The 16,809-nt window shown below is 38.8% G+C and carries 15 protein-coding genes and 1 tRNA gene; 9 read left to right on the top strand and 7 right to left on the bottom strand.

From position 1 onward, the window contains the following. Positions 1–38: 38 nt before the first annotated feature. Complete coding sequence (locus DEU42_RS10045) at positions 39–638, bottom strand: TetR/AcrR family transcriptional regulator (RefSeq protein ID WP_114758165.1); 600 nt, start codon at positions 636–638, stop codon at positions 39–41. A 337-nt stretch (positions 639–975) separates the two neighbouring features. Between DEU42_RS10045 and DEU42_RS10040 the strand changes: the two genes are divergently transcribed. From DEU42_RS10040 to DEU42_RS10030, 3 genes are read left to right on the top strand one after another with little or no spacing between them, the layout of a single operon-like run. After that, on the top strand, positions 976–1,950 hold the full coding sequence (locus DEU42_RS10040; protein ID WP_114758164.1) for a polyprenyl synthetase family protein: 975 nt from the start codon (positions 976–978) through the stop codon (positions 1,948–1,950). After that, complete coding sequence (locus DEU42_RS10035) at positions 1,950–2,303, top strand: hypothetical protein (RefSeq protein WP_114758163.1); 354 nt, start codon at positions 1,950–1,952, stop codon at positions 2,301–2,303. Before DEU42_RS10040 ends, DEU42_RS10035 begins: the two co-directional genes overlap by 1 nt. A gap of 4 nt (positions 2,304–2,307) precedes the next feature. After that, positions 2,308–2,679: a hypothetical protein gene (locus tag DEU42_RS10030; protein WP_114758162.1), complete on the top strand. Its 372-nt coding sequence runs from the start codon at positions 2,308–2,310 to the stop codon at positions 2,677–2,679. A gap of 38 nt (positions 2,680–2,717) precedes the next feature. On the opposite strand, the gene DEU42_RS10025 is transcribed toward DEU42_RS10030, so the two are convergent. Then, positions 2,718–3,128 (bottom strand): hypothetical protein, encoded by a 411-nt coding sequence (locus DEU42_RS10025; RefSeq protein ID WP_114758161.1) that lies wholly within the window; start codon positions 3,126–3,128, stop codon positions 2,718–2,720. Between the two features lie 42 nt (positions 3,129–3,170). After that, the gene (locus DEU42_RS10020) at positions 3,171–3,707 is read right to left on the bottom strand and encodes a hypothetical protein (protein ID WP_114758160.1); all 537 of its coding nucleotides are present in this window, start codon (positions 3,705–3,707) and stop codon (positions 3,171–3,173) included. Between the two features lie 115 nt (positions 3,708–3,822). On the opposite strand from DEU42_RS10020, the gene DEU42_RS10015 reads away from it, so the two are divergent. After that, entirely contained in the window at positions 3,823–6,618 is a 2,796-nt protein-coding gene (locus tag DEU42_RS10015; protein WP_114758159.1) for a 2-oxoglutarate dehydrogenase E1 component, read from the top strand. 56 nt (positions 6,619–6,674) lie between these two features. After that, complete coding sequence (gene odhB, locus DEU42_RS10010) at positions 6,675–7,913, top strand: 2-oxoglutarate dehydrogenase complex dihydrolipoyllysine-residue succinyltransferase (protein ID WP_114758158.1); 1,239 nt, start codon at positions 6,675–6,677, stop codon at positions 7,911–7,913. A gap of 244 nt (positions 7,914–8,157) precedes the next feature. Here odhB and DEU42_RS10005 read toward each other — a convergent pair whose 3' ends face one another. The 3 genes from DEU42_RS10005 to DEU42_RS09995 form a co-directional block, all read right to left on the bottom strand. Further along, positions 8,158–9,195, bottom strand: a complete 1,038-nt coding sequence (locus DEU42_RS10005) for a hypothetical protein (RefSeq protein WP_114758157.1) — start codon at positions 9,193–9,195, stop codon at positions 8,158–8,160. A 258-nt stretch (positions 9,196–9,453) separates the two neighbouring features. Next, positions 9,454–10,671, bottom strand: coding sequence for a T9SS type A sorting domain-containing protein (locus DEU42_RS10000; RefSeq protein ID WP_147278101.1), 1,218 nt, complete (start codon positions 10,669–10,671; stop codon positions 9,454–9,456). A 135-nt stretch (positions 10,672–10,806) separates the two neighbouring features. After that, positions 10,807–11,244, bottom strand: a complete 438-nt coding sequence (locus DEU42_RS09995) for a retropepsin-like aspartic protease (protein ID WP_114758155.1) — start codon at positions 11,242–11,244, stop codon at positions 10,807–10,809. Between the two features lie 97 nt (positions 11,245–11,341). Here DEU42_RS09995 and DEU42_RS09990 point away from each other — a divergent pair, with 97 nt between their 5' ends. The 4 genes from DEU42_RS09990 (at position 11,342) to DEU42_RS09975 (ending at position 14,467) form a co-directional block, all read left to right on the top strand. Beyond that, the gene (locus DEU42_RS09990) at positions 11,342–12,109 is read left to right on the top strand and encodes a TatD family hydrolase (protein WP_114758154.1); all 768 of its coding nucleotides are present in this window, start codon (positions 11,342–11,344) and stop codon (positions 12,107–12,109) included. Positions 12,110–12,177: 68 nt separating this feature from the next. After that, positions 12,178–13,314 (top strand): 1-acyl-sn-glycerol-3-phosphate acyltransferase, encoded by a 1,137-nt coding sequence (locus DEU42_RS09985; RefSeq protein ID WP_114758153.1) that lies wholly within the window; start codon positions 12,178–12,180, stop codon positions 13,312–13,314. Beyond that, entirely contained in the window at positions 13,304–14,332 is a 1,029-nt protein-coding gene (locus DEU42_RS09980; RefSeq protein ID WP_114758152.1) for an asparaginase, read from the top strand. The genes DEU42_RS09985 and DEU42_RS09980 overlap by 11 nt, the downstream gene beginning before the upstream one ends. Positions 14,333–14,379: 47 nt before the next feature. Beyond that, a tRNA-Ser gene (locus DEU42_RS09975) sits at positions 14,380–14,467 on the top strand. Between the two features lie 323 nt (positions 14,468–14,790). Here DEU42_RS09975 and DEU42_RS09970 read toward each other — a convergent pair. Then, complete coding sequence (locus DEU42_RS09970; RefSeq protein WP_114758151.1) at positions 14,791–16,665, bottom strand: ATP-dependent nuclease; 1,875 nt, start codon at positions 16,663–16,665, stop codon at positions 14,791–14,793. Between the last annotated feature and the right edge of the window lie 144 nt (positions 16,666–16,809).

Here is a 16,809-nt window from a genome sequence, read left to right as displayed (position 1 = left end):
TTAATGCGTTTTTCGTTTTGTTAAATGTTAATATTTTGTTAATATTTTTTCAACTCTTCTATAAGTACATCAAGCCCTTTCCTGGTTGAAATTGCTCTTAAATGATATTCCAGATATTGTATAGTCAACGCATTTACTTCATATACTTCCGTTGGGAAGATTTCCGTATTCTTGATGCCGGTAAGACCGGTAAAGTAAATACGCGATACAAAATCGATGTTTATATCGGGTCTGTAAAGTCCGCTTTCAATGCCTCTTTGTATGTTGTGAAGCATGCAGCCGTGCATTTTTTCAAATTGTTTCGCGTGTAAAGTAGAAAAGGTCTGGGGGAAGAACTTTTGGAGCTGATAAAAGGGGGACGTTGTTTCGTTATTTAGTTTTCTGCTTAGAAAAGTTCGTATTGTAAAGATCTCCTCTATGGCATTTTTGTTTAACTCGCATATTTTGTCTACCCCATCAGATATTTGTTCAAAAAGATAAAATGTACTTGCCTGTACCAGTTCATTCTTGTTGGCATAATGCTGATAAATGGTTTTTTTTGATATTCCCAATTCATTGGCAATATCGTCCATGGTTACACTTTTAAAGCCTAAAGTCATGTACATCTCATTGGCTTTCTGTAGGATAGTCTCTTTCATTGAATTCAAATTTCGGGGCAAATGTATAAAAGGAAACTTTTAAAACCAAAAAAGTTTCCAAAGTTTTTGATTTTGTTAAGATTAATTTTAGTTATAACACAGAGGTTCGCGAAGAAACACAAAGACACACTAAGGCATAGAAAGTTTTTTGTTCTGGAAGTGCACAGAGTTTTTCTGTCAACGGCAAAATTGCTTTGACAGCTTATAGTGTGTAATATTTCTTTGAGTTACTCCGGGTTACTTTGCTAATCTCTGTGTTATAGCTTATGTGAAACTCAGATGAAAACTTTTTGAAAGGAAAAGGAAAAAGGGGTATTTTAGCAGAAAAATTAGATAAATGCTCCCTATAGCACATTACCAGCAAATTGTTTCCGATTACTTTGCAAACACATCCTTCGAAAAAGAACCTCTAGATCTTTATAAACCTGTGCAATATATACTGTCTTTGGGCGGTAAACGTATGAGGCCGGTGCTAACGCTTATGGCGGCCGATATTTTTGGTGCCGATTGTAAAGAAGCGCTTCCCGCAGCTGTGGCGGTAGAGATGTTTCATAACTTTTCGCTGGTACACGATGATATTATGGATGATGCTCCTTTGCGACGAGGTAACCAGACTGTACACGAAAAATGGAATCTTAATACAGCAATTCTCTCAGGTGATGCCATGCTGATACTGGCGTATCAGTTTTTTGAAGAGTATGAGCCTGTAATTTTCCGTTCGCTGGCAAAGCTGTTCAGTAAAACAGCACTTGAGGTATGTGAAGGCCAACAGTGGGATGTTGACTTCGAAATGAGAAACGATGTTACCGAGCCGGAATATCTTAAAATGATTGAGTACAAAACAGCGGTGCTTGTAGGTGCGGCCATGAAAATGGGGGCAATTGTTGCTAAAACATCTCATGAAAACTGTGACCTTATATATGACTTCGGTCTTAACCTTGGGATAGCCTTCCAGCTTCAGGATGATTACCTGGATGCTTTTGGCGATCCGGCAACCTTTGGTAAACAAATAGGCGGGGATATTATCGAGAATAAAAAAACGTATCTTTATCTAAAGGCTTTGGCGCAGGCTAACGAGTTTGAAAAACAAAATTTATTGCAATGGTTCTCGGTTCAGCCGGAAGACCATAGTGATAAAGTAGTGGCGGTTAAAAATATCTTCAGGCATACCGGTGCCGACGCTACAATAAAACAGGCTATAGAAGACTATACCTATAAAGCATTTGCTACTTTAGAAAAGCTGGATATAGCCGAAGATAAAAAAGCACTCCTTAAAAACTTTGGCGAAAGCCTGATGCAAAGAAATGTATAATGACGTTTACAGCACCTCTTAATACCGACCTTTTACTTTCGGAAGCACAAAAAGAGCAGCTTTACATAAAACTTGTAGAGCAATTGAATAAAGATTTTACACTGGCTAACGAACCCGTAGATTTTGCTATTGAGATTACGCCTATCAATCTAAAGTTGGGTGTGCAGGATAAGATCTACAACCTCATTCAGCATAAGTTTGCCGAATACCTGAACCTGCTGTACATCATAGATGTGCCGGAGAAAGATATCAAAGCTCTTAACGGCAGCGATATCGCCGAACTGGCGGAACAAGTGGCTTTTTTGGTGCTGAAACGGGAATGGCAAAAGGTGTGGTTCAGGAATAGGTATTAATACTATGAAAAACATTTTTCTTTTTCTGGTTCTACTTGGTAATATTCTGGTTCAGGATAAAATCCCTTATGATGTAACAAAAGTTACAACCAAAAAAGAACTTAACTTTTATCACACTGACAAGAGAGGGATAAAGTATAAGGATGTTGTTTATTATGTTGAAAACGATCTTAATGTGATTACGGCTTATCAACAAAGTGGTAAGCTAAAATGGAAAGTAAATTTTACAGAGAAGTTCACATCTGAAGTTATTGGAGAGCGTAAAATCCGATATATAAATATCGATAAGGATAAATTGCATGTAACCTATACAAAGCATGATTATTTTGAAATTGACCTCAAAACAGGAAAGCTGTTTTATTGGGGGTCGGATTAAAAATAAACCCTTACAAACGGTATGTCTGGTTGAGGTTCTTATTTTTTGGGCTTAAGATTAAAAGTTTCTTTTTGGTTGTTGATTTTTAATGTCAAGCTATTTTTTGATCTGTTGGTAATTTGATAGTAAGAGGTGTCTTTTAGGTTTTTGACTAAAAGTATGTATTCGCCAACTATTTTTTCACTTTCAGGAGATTTGTAAACTGAATCTATTAATTCATAATCGCAAACATCTTCGCCAGAGAATTTCATGTTTTTGAAAAAAGCGATTTTGTTTGACCGAATACTGATTCCTGACATCGAGTCTATATTGCTTATCCATTCTCCGTCAGTAAGTAATTTTTCTTTATTTGGTTTTGATAGTTTAATTTGTTTGTGTTCGTGGATATTGCAACTGATTAGGGTAATGATTGTTGTCAGAGCAAATACTGCAATTGTGTTTCTTTTCATTTTAATAATACGTTGATAATTCGGGTTTAAGTGTTTTTGGACTCAAAAATAAACCCTTACAAACGGCATCCAGGCTTCACTGTAAACATAATCGTTGTCGTTAAACAATACATTGTAACGGATGCCTATAATAACATTTCCGGTATTGTAACCGGCACCCAAAAATAATCCTGTGTTCCAGAAATCCCTGCTGTAGCCATCATATTGTCCGTAGCGGTCAGGTTCTACATCAAGATTTACCCTTAGTTGTTCTAATTCTGCTGATAGTTGTACCTGTGGGATTGGATTGAATAATCCTATTACGCTCCCTCCATACATCCACGATGAGTAAAGGTGCTTTTGTTCGGAGTAGCTTCCCTGTATTCCTATGCCTAAAGCAACATATTGGTTAAACTGGTAAATAGCCTGTGGTGCAAGTGTTACATCGGTATAACCGCTTCCGAAACCGGCTCCTATGGCGCCTCCAAAACGTACCTTGCTCCAAAAATCATTTTGTTGTGCGTTAACGGCTGTAAAACACATAAAAAAACTCATGGATAGTGCAGCTTTTGTTAAAAAACTTAAGATGTCTGATTTCATGGCCGATAGTATGTGAGGTTTGAAATATAAATATATAAAAAACACTGAAAGATTATTACAAATATTGTACTTTTGCATAAAATTTTTTAAAAACAAAGGTCATAAATACATTAGTATGGACAGGTTTTCCTTTTTAAACGCAGCACATACTGCTTTTTTTGCAGATTTATACGATCAATATATAGAGAATCCGGACAGCGTTGAACCCAGCTGGAGAAGCTTTTTCCAGGGGTTTGATTTTGGTAGTACTGTAGAGTACGGAGGCGGATTTGAAACTCTTGATGCTCCCGGGGCAGCTACTGCTACCGCAACTCAGCCGGTATCTGATTATTCAGGTATCCCTGAAAAACTTCAGAAAGAATTTAAGGTGCTTAATCTTATCGAAGGTTACCGCACGCGTGGCCACCTGTTTACCAAAACCAATCCGGTTAGGGACAGGAGAATCTTTACTCCTTCATTAGCACTTGAGAACTTCGGTCTTTCAGATGCCGATCTTAACACTGTGTTTGATGCAGGTAAAGAAGTAGGTCTTCAAAACGCTACTCTTGCCCAAATCGTAGATCACCTTCGTAAGGTATACTGCCAGCACATTGGTGTTGAGTATATGTACATCCGTGATCCGCAGGTAAGACTGTGGATTCAAAACAGGCTTACGGTTAATGCTAACCAGCCTTCTTTCTCTGCTGATCAGAAAAAGAATATTCTTGGTAAATTAAATGAGGCGGTTTCTTTCGAGAACTTCCTTCATACAAAATATGTAGGTCAGAAACGTTTCTCTCTTGAGGGATGTGAGTCGCTTATCCCTGCGCTTGATGCACTTATTGAAGGTGCAGCAGATAAAGGTGTTGAGCAGTTCGTAATGGGTATGGCTCACCGTGGCCGTCTTAACGTTCTTGCTAACGTATTTGGTAAGTCGACTTCAGATATCTTCAGTGAGTTTGATGGTAAAGACTATGATGATGACGCCCTTTTTGATGGTGACGTAAAATACCACCTTGGACTTACAGCTGATAAGAAAACAAGAAATGGTAAGCAAATAAATATCAACCTTGCGCCAAACCCTTCGCACCTTGAAACTGTAGGTGCAGTTATAGAGGGTATTGCAAGAGCGAAACAAGACAGGCATTATGCCGACGATTTCTCTAAAGTGCTTCCTATCGCGCTACACGGTGATGCTGCCGTAGCGGGTCAGGGTATTGTTTACGAGATCGTTCAGATGGCTAAGCTTGATGGTTACAAAACGGGTGGTACTATCCACGTTGTGGTGAACAACCAGGTTGGTTTTACAACCAACTACCTTGATGCACGTTCGTCAACCTACTGTACAGATATCGCTAAAGTAACGCTTTCGCCGGTACTTCACGTAAATGCAGATGATGCAGAAGCTGTTGTACACGCTATGTTATTTGCGCTTGATTACAGAATGGAATTTGGAAGCGACGTGTTCATTGACCTTTTAGGATACAGAAAATATGGCCATAACGAAGGTGATGAGCCTCGTTTTACACAGCCTAAACTATACAAGATCATTGCTAAACATAAAAACCCAAGAGATATCTATGCTGAGAAGCTTATAGCTGACGGCATTATAGCTGCGGATTATGTAGGTGGTCTTGAAAAAGAATACAAAGCAGTTCTTGAAGAGAATCTTGAGGCTTCAAGAAAAAAAGAGCTTACTATCATCACTCCGTTCATGCAGAACGAGTGGGAAGGTTATGGTCAGGCTGACGAGCAGGAAATGCTTAAAAAGGTAAACACGACTTTCTCTAAAGACATGCTTACCGATATCGCAAAAGTGATTACAGAACTTCCTTCTGATAAAAAATTCATTAATAAGATACAGAAGCTTATCAACGACAGAAAGACGATGTATTTTGATACTGATAAGCTGGATTGGGCTATGGCTGAATTGCTTGCTTACGGTTCATTGATGACAGAAGGATATGATGTTCGTATCTCAGGACAGGACGTAGAGAGGGGTACTTTCTCTCACCGTCATGCGGTAGTAAAGGTTGAGGATTCAGAAGAAGAAGTAATTCTTCTTAACCATCTGAAAGACCAGAAAGGTAAATTCCATATTTACAATTCATTGCTTTCAGAATATGGTGTTGTAGGTTTTGATTATGGTTATGCCCTTGCGAGCCCTAAAACACTGACCATTTGGGAAGCGCAGTTTGGTGACTTCTCTAACGGTGCACAGATCATGCTTGACCAGTATATCTCTGCTGCCGAAGATAAATGGAACAACCAAAACGGACTTGTGATGCTATTGCCTCACGGTTACGAAGGCCAGGGTGCTGAGCACTCTTCGGCGCGTATGGAGCGTTACCTTCAGCTTTGTGCAAACCACAATATGTATGTGGCAGACTGTACAACGCCGGCTAACTTCTTCCACTTGTTAAGAAGACAAATGAAAACTACCTTCCGTAAGCCACTTATCGTGTTTACACCTAAGAGTTTACTACGTCACCCATTAGTAGTTTCTTCTGCGGATGAGTTTGCAAACGGCAGCTTCCAGGAAGTGATAAACGACCCTGCAGCAGACGCTAAGAAAGTGAAAACGCTTGTGTTCTGTACAGGTAAATTCTACTATGACCTTATCGCTGAAAGAGAAAATCTTAAGCGTGACGACGTAGCCTTTGTAAGGATAGAACAACTGTTCCCGCTTCCGGTAGAGCAGATCAAAGAAATCATAGCACAATATCCTAATGCTGACGATTATGTGTGGGCACAGGAAGAGCCAAGAAACATGGGTGCTTACAGCTACATGCTTATGAACTTTAACGAAGTTAAGCTAAGACTTGCGGCTCCAAAAGCATACAGTGCACCTGCAGCAGGTAGCTACACACGTTCTAAAAAACGTCATGCAGCGGCCATAGCTATGGTTTTTGACAAAAACTTATTTAATTAATTATCGTACTTTTGATTTTCAAAAAAGATAGGAAACACAAATAAAATTATACTGACATGATTTTAGAAATGAAAGTCCCTTCACCGGGGGAGTCGATTACAGAGGTTGAGATCGCAACATGGCTTGTAAAAGACGGAGATTATGTAGAGAAAGATCAGGCAATTGCCGAAGTTGATTCAGATAAAGCAACACTAGAACTTCCTGCTGAGGTTAGCGGTATCATTACCCTAAAAGCAGAAGAAGGTGATGCAGTAAAAGTAGGGCAGGTAGTTTGCCTTATCGATACTGATGGTAAGCCAAGTGGTGATGCTGCTCCGGCTGCTGCTAAAGCACCTGAGGCTCCTAAAGCTGAAGAGAAAAAAGAAGAACCTAAAGCTGCTGCTCCGGCTCCGGCTGCACCTGCAAGCTATGCGGCAGGGACACCATCTCCGGCTGCTAAAAAAATATTAGACGAGAAAAATATCCCTGCTTCTGACGTTACCGGTACAGGTAAAGGCGGAAGAATAACTAAAGACGATGCTGTAAACGCTACAGGTAAAGCATCTATGGGTACTCCTACAGGTGGTAACCGTGGTTCTGAGCGTACTAAGCTTTCTATGCTTCGCCGTAAAGTGGCTGAGCGTTTGGTTGCCGCTAAAAACGAAACAGCTATGCTTACCACGTTCAACGAGGTAAACATGACACCTATAAACAATGTTCGTAACGAATTTAAAGATGCATTCAAAGCAAAACACAATGGTGTGAGCCTTGGTTATATGTCATTCTTTACAAAAGCTGTTGTAAGAGCGCTTCAATTGTTCCCGGATGTTAACTCAATGATTGACGGTGACTTTAAAACGACTTATGATTTTGCTGATATCTCTATTGCAGTATCTGGTCCTAAAGGACTTATGGTGCCTGTAGTAAGAAATGCTGAAACACTTACATTCCGTGGTATTGAGGCAGAGATCAAACGTCTTGCACTACGTGCACGTGATGGTCAGATTACTGTTGATGATATGACAGGAGGTACATTTACAATTACTAACGGTGGTGTATTCGGAAGTATGCTTTCTACACCAATCATTAACCCTCCACAGTCAGGTATCCTTGGTATGCACAACATTATCGAGCGTCCTATCGCTGTAAACGGTAAAGTTGAGATCCATCCAATGATGTATGTGGCACTTTCTTACGACCACAGAATCATCGACGGACGTGAGTCAGTTGGTTTCCTTGTAGCGGTTAAAGAAGCTCTTGAGAATCCTGTTGAGCTACTTATGGACAACAATCCTAAAAAAGCGCTTGAACTATAGTTCTAAGCTCATTATAAAAAAAGAAACCCCGCTCATTGAGCGGGGTTTTTCGTTAATAGGGGATATTGGGGAATCAGTTTACTTTTAAACCACTGTTATTGGTTTTTGGGTTGACTGCAATATAACCAGAACGATTAGTAGATAATCAGGTAAAAGTACCTGATTATTCAGGAGCCTAAAAACAAAATCCCTGTATTGGGGTACAGGGATTTGCTACTCTCAATTAATAACAGAAATCATTTTTTTAAGGTAATGCATCTATGAGGGCAATAAGTTCGGCTTCGGTAATAGTGTCGAGTTCAGTATCATTTATAACAATAATCTGATCGGCAACAATGGTTACAGGTTTAATGGCATATACCCATTCTCCGTCCTGTTCGGATGCAAAAATCACATAACATTCCAGCCCGATAGGGATTTGTCCATAATGCTCACTGAAAAGTTCGGTATCTTCATCATATATGTCTAATAAGGCAAGTGCATTGGTTTCGCCAACATAGGCAACAAAAACCTTGCTGTTAGTATCATCATACCCCTCAGGCACATCTACATATATGGTGGTTTTTGGTCTTGGGTCGCTATAGAAACGGTCGATATTGGTCCATCCAAAATGGTTAAAGTAACAATAGTAGTTACCGCCTTCGGCACCTACGCCGGCTTCCTGTTGTCCCTGCGGGTTGTCCGGATTAACTTCATCCCACACAACGTTGCCGTTCTCATCTTCGGCACCAAACCAAATTGTCATGTCATTATCCTGTCCTCCGGTAAGGTTTGTGGGAACCATCAGTTGCATTCCGCAACCCATTTCAAGCTGAACGCCATCTTGTGTGGCATTAATATAAAATTCACCTCCGGAGATAAGCAGGCCTTTTTCACCGCTTGGTGTAAGTCCCATAGTAGGTTTGCTTGCTGTAAGCATATTACCGCGGTTAAAAACTTCTATATATTCAAGATCTACGCTTCCGGTAACAGCTACTCCGTTTTTAGTCAAGCAAGCTGGATATAGGGATATCTGGACACCTTTTTCAGACGTAAATGTCACAACACTTTGAGAAGTATCGAAAGTAAATTCCTGTTTTAGGTTTTCAAGAGCTTCCTGGTGCAGTGCGTTAAATTCGGCTGCGGTTGGTGCTTCAGGAGTTTCAGGAACTTCCGGATTAGGGTTTGATGGATTTTCAGGAATGTTTTCTTCAGGGGTAACTATGTCTACAGGTTCATAATCGCAGGCGCTAAAAAACGCGAAAAGTAAAAGTGCAGGCAAGAGTAATATTTTCCTTTTCATGATTGTAAGATATAAGTTAGTTTATGTTCATTATGAGTTTGCATGCTCTATTGAAACAATTTACTTTTTAAATACCCTACCGGAATTAAAATTATGAAATAGTATAAAAGCGAAAACCCTGATGCCAAACATCAGGGTTTCAATATATAGATGCCTTTCGGCAGATAAAACTTAACCGTTTATAACTAGATGCATGAGCCACCTAAAGGTTGCGTGTTAAAATGAAAAAAGCCCTTTTAAGGGCTTTTAGAGATTCGTTTATTCTTTTATAACTTTTATAGTTTTGGATGCGTTACCGGAATTTACGGTCACAAAATAAACACCTTTGCTAAGTGATGAGACATCTACCTGTGTAGTAGTACTGTTTATAGTTTTGGAAATAATTTTTTGCCCTAAAGCATTCACTATAGAAACTGAATTTATATCCGTTGCGTTTTGAATGTTCAATACATTGTTGGTAGGGTTAGGGTAATAACGCAGTCCTTTAAATATGAAATCTTCATTGCTTAAGATAAGGTTTACGGTTACTGCCAGGCGTTGCGAGCTCTCTACACCGCTTATGGTTTGCGATGCATAGTAAGTCTCACCATCAACAAGTAGTGTAGTAAGAGGTAACGGCTGGCTTGTTCCATCAGGGAAATCCGGCATTCCTTCGCCATCATTATCATACCATTGAATATTTTCGCCTTGAACTTCAATATCGGCTAATGTTGCACCTTCGGTAAAGGTTTGTTCTGGTATACCAGTTGGTGCGATAGGGGTCACTTCAAGAGTTAGAGCAACGGTAATTCCGCAGATATTTCTAACCTGTCCTATATGAGTTCCGTATGGAATATTGTAAAAATTCGGTGAGTCCTGCCAATCTCCGTTATCTAGAGCGTATTCGTAAATGCCTTCGGGAGTTACAATAAAAGTAATAGATTGATTATCAAATTCGGCAGTTACATCAAACGGTCCTGCTATAAGTATAAGTTGTTGTTCTTTTATTATATAGCATCCCTCGCTGCTCATAATTCTCACCCAAATTGAAGTGGATGTCTCGCTGATATAGCTTTGAGGATTTGAAATTGCAGCAAAACCTGCTTCAGCATCCGATAGGTTGGTATAATATGATATATCATAGGGGCTTCCGATGAGACCACTATTTGTTGTTAGGTCAAATATTGATTCACATTGTTCAATTGATGGTAAGTCAGGTGATGTTGGTAAAGGAAAAACAATAAGGTTGAAAGATGCTACAGCATAATTATTACTGTTTGCAATTTCAGTAACCCTTACATATACAACATTGTTATTTGTAGAAGTAAAATTGGTAGGGTTTAAAATTTCACCTATACCAGCATTGGCTTGAGCAAGTGTGTCGTAATATGCGACTGTAAAAGAATTAGGGTTCAGACCAGCGAGCACATCGTTACTGTTGAGTGTAAGGTTAAAAAAACCAAGTCCGGGAGAGGACTCGCAGACGGTCAGATCCATAGGTGAATTAATGTTTGGCTGAGCATAAGCCAATGTCCCAAAAGAAGAATAAGTAATAATTTTTTCATACGTGGTTGGTTTAGTGGTAGCTAAAATATGAAAAAATTTTGCATTAATATATTGAAAGTAAGTTTTTTACTTCAAATAAACACAATGATTATAGTAATCAATAATAGCCTTGCCTTTCATTAAAATATCGGCTCCAATGATGCCATGAACGGGTTTGGCTTTGTATTGGCGTAGCGCTTCGTTTACATGCGACATATCAAAAATAACGAGTCCGAAGTTTTTGTTGCTCCATCTGCCCAGTTTCAGTTTGTTGTTCAGGGATGTCTGGGTTGCCATACCGGTTCCGCCTGCTCCTGCAGCTTTAGTGTCAGAGTCATTTGCGGAAAGCTCAAAAAGGGAAATGCCTTCAAAGCCCACACAGCTGTTAGAAGCCCCGGTGTCCAGGATAAAGTTTCCTGTAACTCCGTTTATCTTGCCTTTTATCAATAAATGCTGGGTCTTTGAAATCTTGAATTTTATGCGGGTATAGCCTTTTTCTTTAAGTGTGGCATACAGGTTTTCCATTTTCTGTGTTGCTTTTGGTCAAAAATACTTTAAAATATGATAATAGTACGGCAAAAGACAGGCCAACTTTGTAATTTTACGGTCCAAAATTGCTTTTATGATCCTTACCGATACCCATACTCATTTATACAGTGAAGAATTTGCTGAAGACCGCGACGCCATGATGCAGCGTGCCTTTGATGCAGGAGTGACACGTCTTTTTGTACCATCTATCGATTCGTCGTATACACAGCAGATGTATGATATTGAAAACCAATATCCTGAAAATGTGTTTTTGATGATGGGCTTGCATCCTACGTATGTAAAAGAAAATTACCTTGAAGAGCTGGCGCATGTAGAGCGTGAGTTGGCATCGCGAAAGTTTGTTGCGGTAGGAGAAATAGGTGTCGATCTATACTGGGATAAAACCCGCCTTGCCGAGCAGCAGCACGCTTTTAAGCATCAGATACAACTGGCGAAAAAGTACGGACTGGCTATAAATATCCATTGTCGTGATGCTTTTGATGAAGTTTTTGAGGTGCTGGAAAGTGAAAAGGGAGAAAATCTTTACGGAATTTTCCATTGTTTTACAGGTGATTTTGAGCATGCTCAAAAAGCAATTTCCTATAACATGAAACTCGGAATAGGAGGGGTAGCGACTTTTAAAAACGGTAAGATCGACCAGTTTTTAGCTGATATCGACCTGAAACATATTGTGTTAGAAACCGATTCGCCTTACCTGTCGCCGGTACCGCACAGGGGCAAGCGAAATGAAAGCAGCTATACGTTGCTGGTTGCTGAAAAACTTGCTGCCATTTACGGTAAGAGTGTTGCAGAAATAGCAGAAATCACAACTCAGAATTCTAAGGAGATTTACGGGATTTAAAAAAGATTTAAAGAGAAAGTCATTATTTTTTTGTTCTTTTGTGAATTGTATTAACCATAAAGAAGTACATGTCTAAATTTGACCATATAAGGCCTTTTTATGATAGTGAGGTAAATGAGGCTATATGTAGCGTTGTGCATCACCCAATGATGAAAGCGCTAATGAGTTTCACATTCCCGGATGTGGAAGAGGAGGTATGGGCCAATCAGCTAAGGAAAACGCACTCTAAACGTGATTTCCAGATTAATTTTATATACAATGCTATTCAGCAGGTATTGCAGAAAAGCTCCGACGGACTGACTACTTCCGGATTTGAAAAATTAGATAAGCATACACCATACCTGTTTATTTCTAACCACAGGGATATTATTCTGGATACATCGTTAATAAACGTATCATTATACGACCACGGTCTTATCATGACGGCATCTGCTATTGGTGATAACCTGGTTCAAAAAGCATTTCTGCATACTTTGTCGCGCCTTAACCGAAACTTTTTGGTACAGCGTAGCCTTTCGCCAAGAGAACTGCTGCAAAGCTCTAAGCTGATGTCGGAATATATATGCCAGTTGCTAACCCGCGAAAACCGTTCGGTTTGGATAGCACAGCGTGAAGGACGTACCAAAGACGGTAATGACATGACCCAACAGGGTGTTCTTAAAATGCTTGCCATGGGATCGGACGAAGAGAACCTGATGGATTATTTTAAGAAGATCAAAATCGTTCCGGTTTCAATTTCTTATGAATATGATCCTACCGATATGCTGAAAATGCCACGCCTTATGGCTGAAGCAAATGATGAGGTTTACATTAAGGAAAAGAACGAGGATTTCATGACGCTTATCAGTGGTATAATGGGGCAGAAGAAACACATTCATATCCACGTGGGGGATATTCTCGACAAGGAACTTGACGTTATCAAGGAGGAGAACGACAACCAAAACAAACAGATACAGGCTCTGGCTCAGGTTATAGACGATTCTATACTGACAACCTATAAGCTTTGGCCTACCAATTATATTGCCTACGACCTGCTTAACGATACCAATCGTTTTGCAAACCATTATACGGAGAAGGAGAAGAACCTTTTTGAAAGAAGGCTCGAAATGCGAATCGATATCGAAAATAAGGTTATGAGAGAAGGTTTCCTTGCGATGTATGCCAATCCGGTGGTTAATAAAATGAAATACGAGAATGCAGTCTAAGCCTACTATTTTATTGGTATATACCGGAGGAACCATCGGGATGGTGAAAAACCACGAAACCGGTGCCCTTAAGGTTTTCGATTTTAAAAAACTGCTGCAACGCATTCCCGAACTGAAATTACTGGATTGCGATATAGAAACCATCTCTTTCGAAAACCCTATCGATTCCTCTAACATGGATGCGTCTAAATGGGTTAAGATCGCCACTATTGTAGAGGAGAACTACGATAAGTTTGACGGCTTTGTTATCCTTCACGGGTCAGATACTATGTCCTATTCGGCATCGGCACTGAGCTTTATGCTGGAGAATCTTAAGAAACCGGTAGTGTTTACAGGTTCGCAACTACCTATCGGCGATTTGCGTACCGACGCCAAAGAAAATCTTATCACTGCAATTCAGATAGCTTCTTTACGACACAAACACCTGCCTGTCATCCAGGAGGTTTGTTTGTACTTTGAATATAAATTATATCGTGGTAACCGTACCACAAAAATCAGTGCCGAGCATTTTAATGCCTTTACATCGCCTAACTATCCTGCCTTGGCGGAATCCGGCGTACACCTGAAAGTAAGCAACGACCTTTTATGGCCTGTGGCTAATGACAGTGATCTGAAAGTTAGCCACGAAATGGACTCGAATGTGGTTATCGTAAAAATGTTCCCTGGCATCAGCGAGGCGGTATTGTCGGCTATCGTAAATATACCAGGACTTAAAGGTATGGTGCTGGAAACCTACGGTAGCGGTAATGCACCATCAGAAGACTGGTTTATCAACATACTACAGAAGGCAATAGCAAACGGACTGCACGTGGTAAACGTAACGCAGTGCTCGGGAGGCAGTGTGAACATGGGCCATTATGAAACGAGTACCATGCTTAAGAAGTTAGGTGTAATATCTGGTGAAGATATTACTACCGAAGCTGCAATTACCAAAATGATGTACCTATTGGGACAAGACGTTCCGCATGAAGAGTTCAAAATGGTTTTTGAAACTTCACTACGTGGTGAATTATCATAATTAAAATTTTTATATCCGGACAGAAAGCCTATTTTTGCCCGCAACTTAGAGAGGTGGCCGAGTGGTCGAAGGCGCACGCCTGGAAAGTGTGTATACTCCAAAAGGGTATCGAGGGTTCGAATCCCTTCCTCTCTGCTTAGTAAATCCCTATTGAATTGATATTCAGTTCATAGGGATTTATTGTTATTGATGTTTGTACGATTTCTGTACGGTAAATACTTTTCAAAATAAAATCAGCCTGATAATAGGAAAAAACTAATCTATCAAATATAAAGTTTTTATTTATTATCGAAAGTGGGGGGTGGATAGAAAATGCTTTAAGAGTACCCATCATTTTTGTGGGTGGTTGGTTAGATATACACATGGTATTTATATAAAAAACGATATAATAATAGATGTATGTAACATCAAATATTGTGAAGTCAATACAAGTATTAGATTAGCTATTTAATGGACATTCATTCTATAGAATCACAGTTGTTTTCCTTTCCGGCTTGGACGCTATAATCAAAAAGTTCGGGGGCTATATAAGTTTCGAAAGCCGTTTTCCATTTATTAGGTATACTTTTCCATTCACTCCCCCATTTGGAAATGTGCTCATAAGCACGATATGGTTTTTCTGAGGAAGGTTCTGGGTATTCAAGTAAATCTTCGATAGTGTGTTTAACCATAAACCTGTATTTCTCATCTTCAAGAGATTGCAAAATTGGGTCATTAAATTTTACTGCACCGGGCTCAGTATCTTCGTCATGTATTACAAATGGTGTAATAGACATTGCTCGCAGATATTTAACTAACGAAATGATTGTTGCTTTACCCCTTGCTTTAACTATTTGATAATCGGTTAAAAACCTTTTCTTTTCATTATCTGGCAACCTATTTACTGTTTCTTTTAAAAGAATTTCTTCTGTGTCACCCTCAACAATTATTATTCTTTTACAGAAGAAGACTTTTGCAATATTGTCGTCAATTTTCAAAATAAATTTTACATATTGCTTCTCTTCATTTTGAAGACCTCTATATGCTTCTGTAGTATTAAAAGGTACTGATCTAGAAATGAAACATCCTACTCCACTATCAAATTCTAGTTTAAAAGAATTAAGTACTTGTTTAGGATAGTCAGTATCATCAATTTTTTTACTCAAATCAATCATATAGGGGGAATGAGTTGTGCAAATTATTTTTGAATTAGTAGAAGTTGCTAATTCATATATTTTTTCCCTCATTAAAGCAGCAGCGTTTGGATGCAAATACATTTCAGGCTCTTCGAATCCAATGATTAATGGTCGTAAAGATACTCCGGCCATACGCTTTCTTTCAACAAAATTTTCTCTATATCTTAACAATGCAAAAACGGTTGAACGTATAGAACCCATTCCCTGTCTTTCGGGTTTCGTTCTAACATTACTGCTCATTTCAATGTCAAAAGAGGGTGTTATTGATGAGGCATCACCTAAAAGAGTTTCAATATGAATTTTAGTTTCGGTAAATACGCCTCCAATAATAGTGTTGATCTCTTGAACCATTTTTCCAAATTCTTTGGTATCATCATCAGGACTCAATTCACTCGCCAACAAATTTAGATAATGCTGAGCTAACTTATAATTTTCAGAGATTTCACGAACATCTTCAAAAAGTTCTTTCATCATCTTTTGCAAAGTCCCAGTTTTACCTTCTATATCATCTTTTCTATATTCTGCCGGGATTATTAAGAATTTTGGTAAACGTATTGATATGTTTCCTTCAATTCCTCCTGGGTTATTAGCCCATTTAGCATCAACCTCGTTAACATCCCATATTTCCGAGATTAGCTCTAATTTCTCTTGTTCTTTTGCCGGGATAGACTTACTGCCGTCTGTAAAGCTGAATACTTCTTTTATAATGTCTTCTTCAATTCCTGCTGAAATATAATCATTAGGTGATTTACATTTGGAAAATTTAGAATTTATAGTTTTATCAAAGCATTTCATTTCCCTCACAACGTTTCCTTGCCTTGAGAAAGTTTTTCTATAATAGATGCAATTGCTATTTTTGCCGCCTACATTCTCTTCGATAATTCTTCCTTTAAAGCCTTTCCAAGTTTTAGCTTCCGCTGGTAAATCGATAAATTTAGCTTCCATTATAACTTCATTAACCAATGTGCAATCATCTGTTGTTTTAAAGAAGTCTTGTTCAGAAAGTTTTTGTGTTTCTGAAAAAAATGTTTCTATGGCTTTTAAAACTGAACTTTTTCCTATATTGTTTTCTCCAATAAGAAATGTTGCGTCACCCATTAATACTTTCGCCTCATAAATTCTTCGAAAGCCTTTTATATAAAAGTATTCTAGTTTCATATCGATTGAATAAGTAGCTAAAAGTAGGAAAAACTTTATTACAAGTGATCTAATATATAGAATTTTGTTTCGATAATACTGTACTCTTTAATTTCAAGAGTGTCGGATAGCTAATCTCATATGACTCATAAGTTATTTTCAGAA

This window comes from Flavobacterium sp. AG291, from assembly GCF_003350375.1.
Classification (GTDB): Bacteria; Bacteroidota; Bacteroidia; order Flavobacteriales; family Flavobacteriaceae; genus Flavobacterium; species Flavobacterium suzhouense.
Note: the sequence above shows the minus strand (reverse complement) of the source record. Positions and strands in the feature narration are given on the sequence as shown.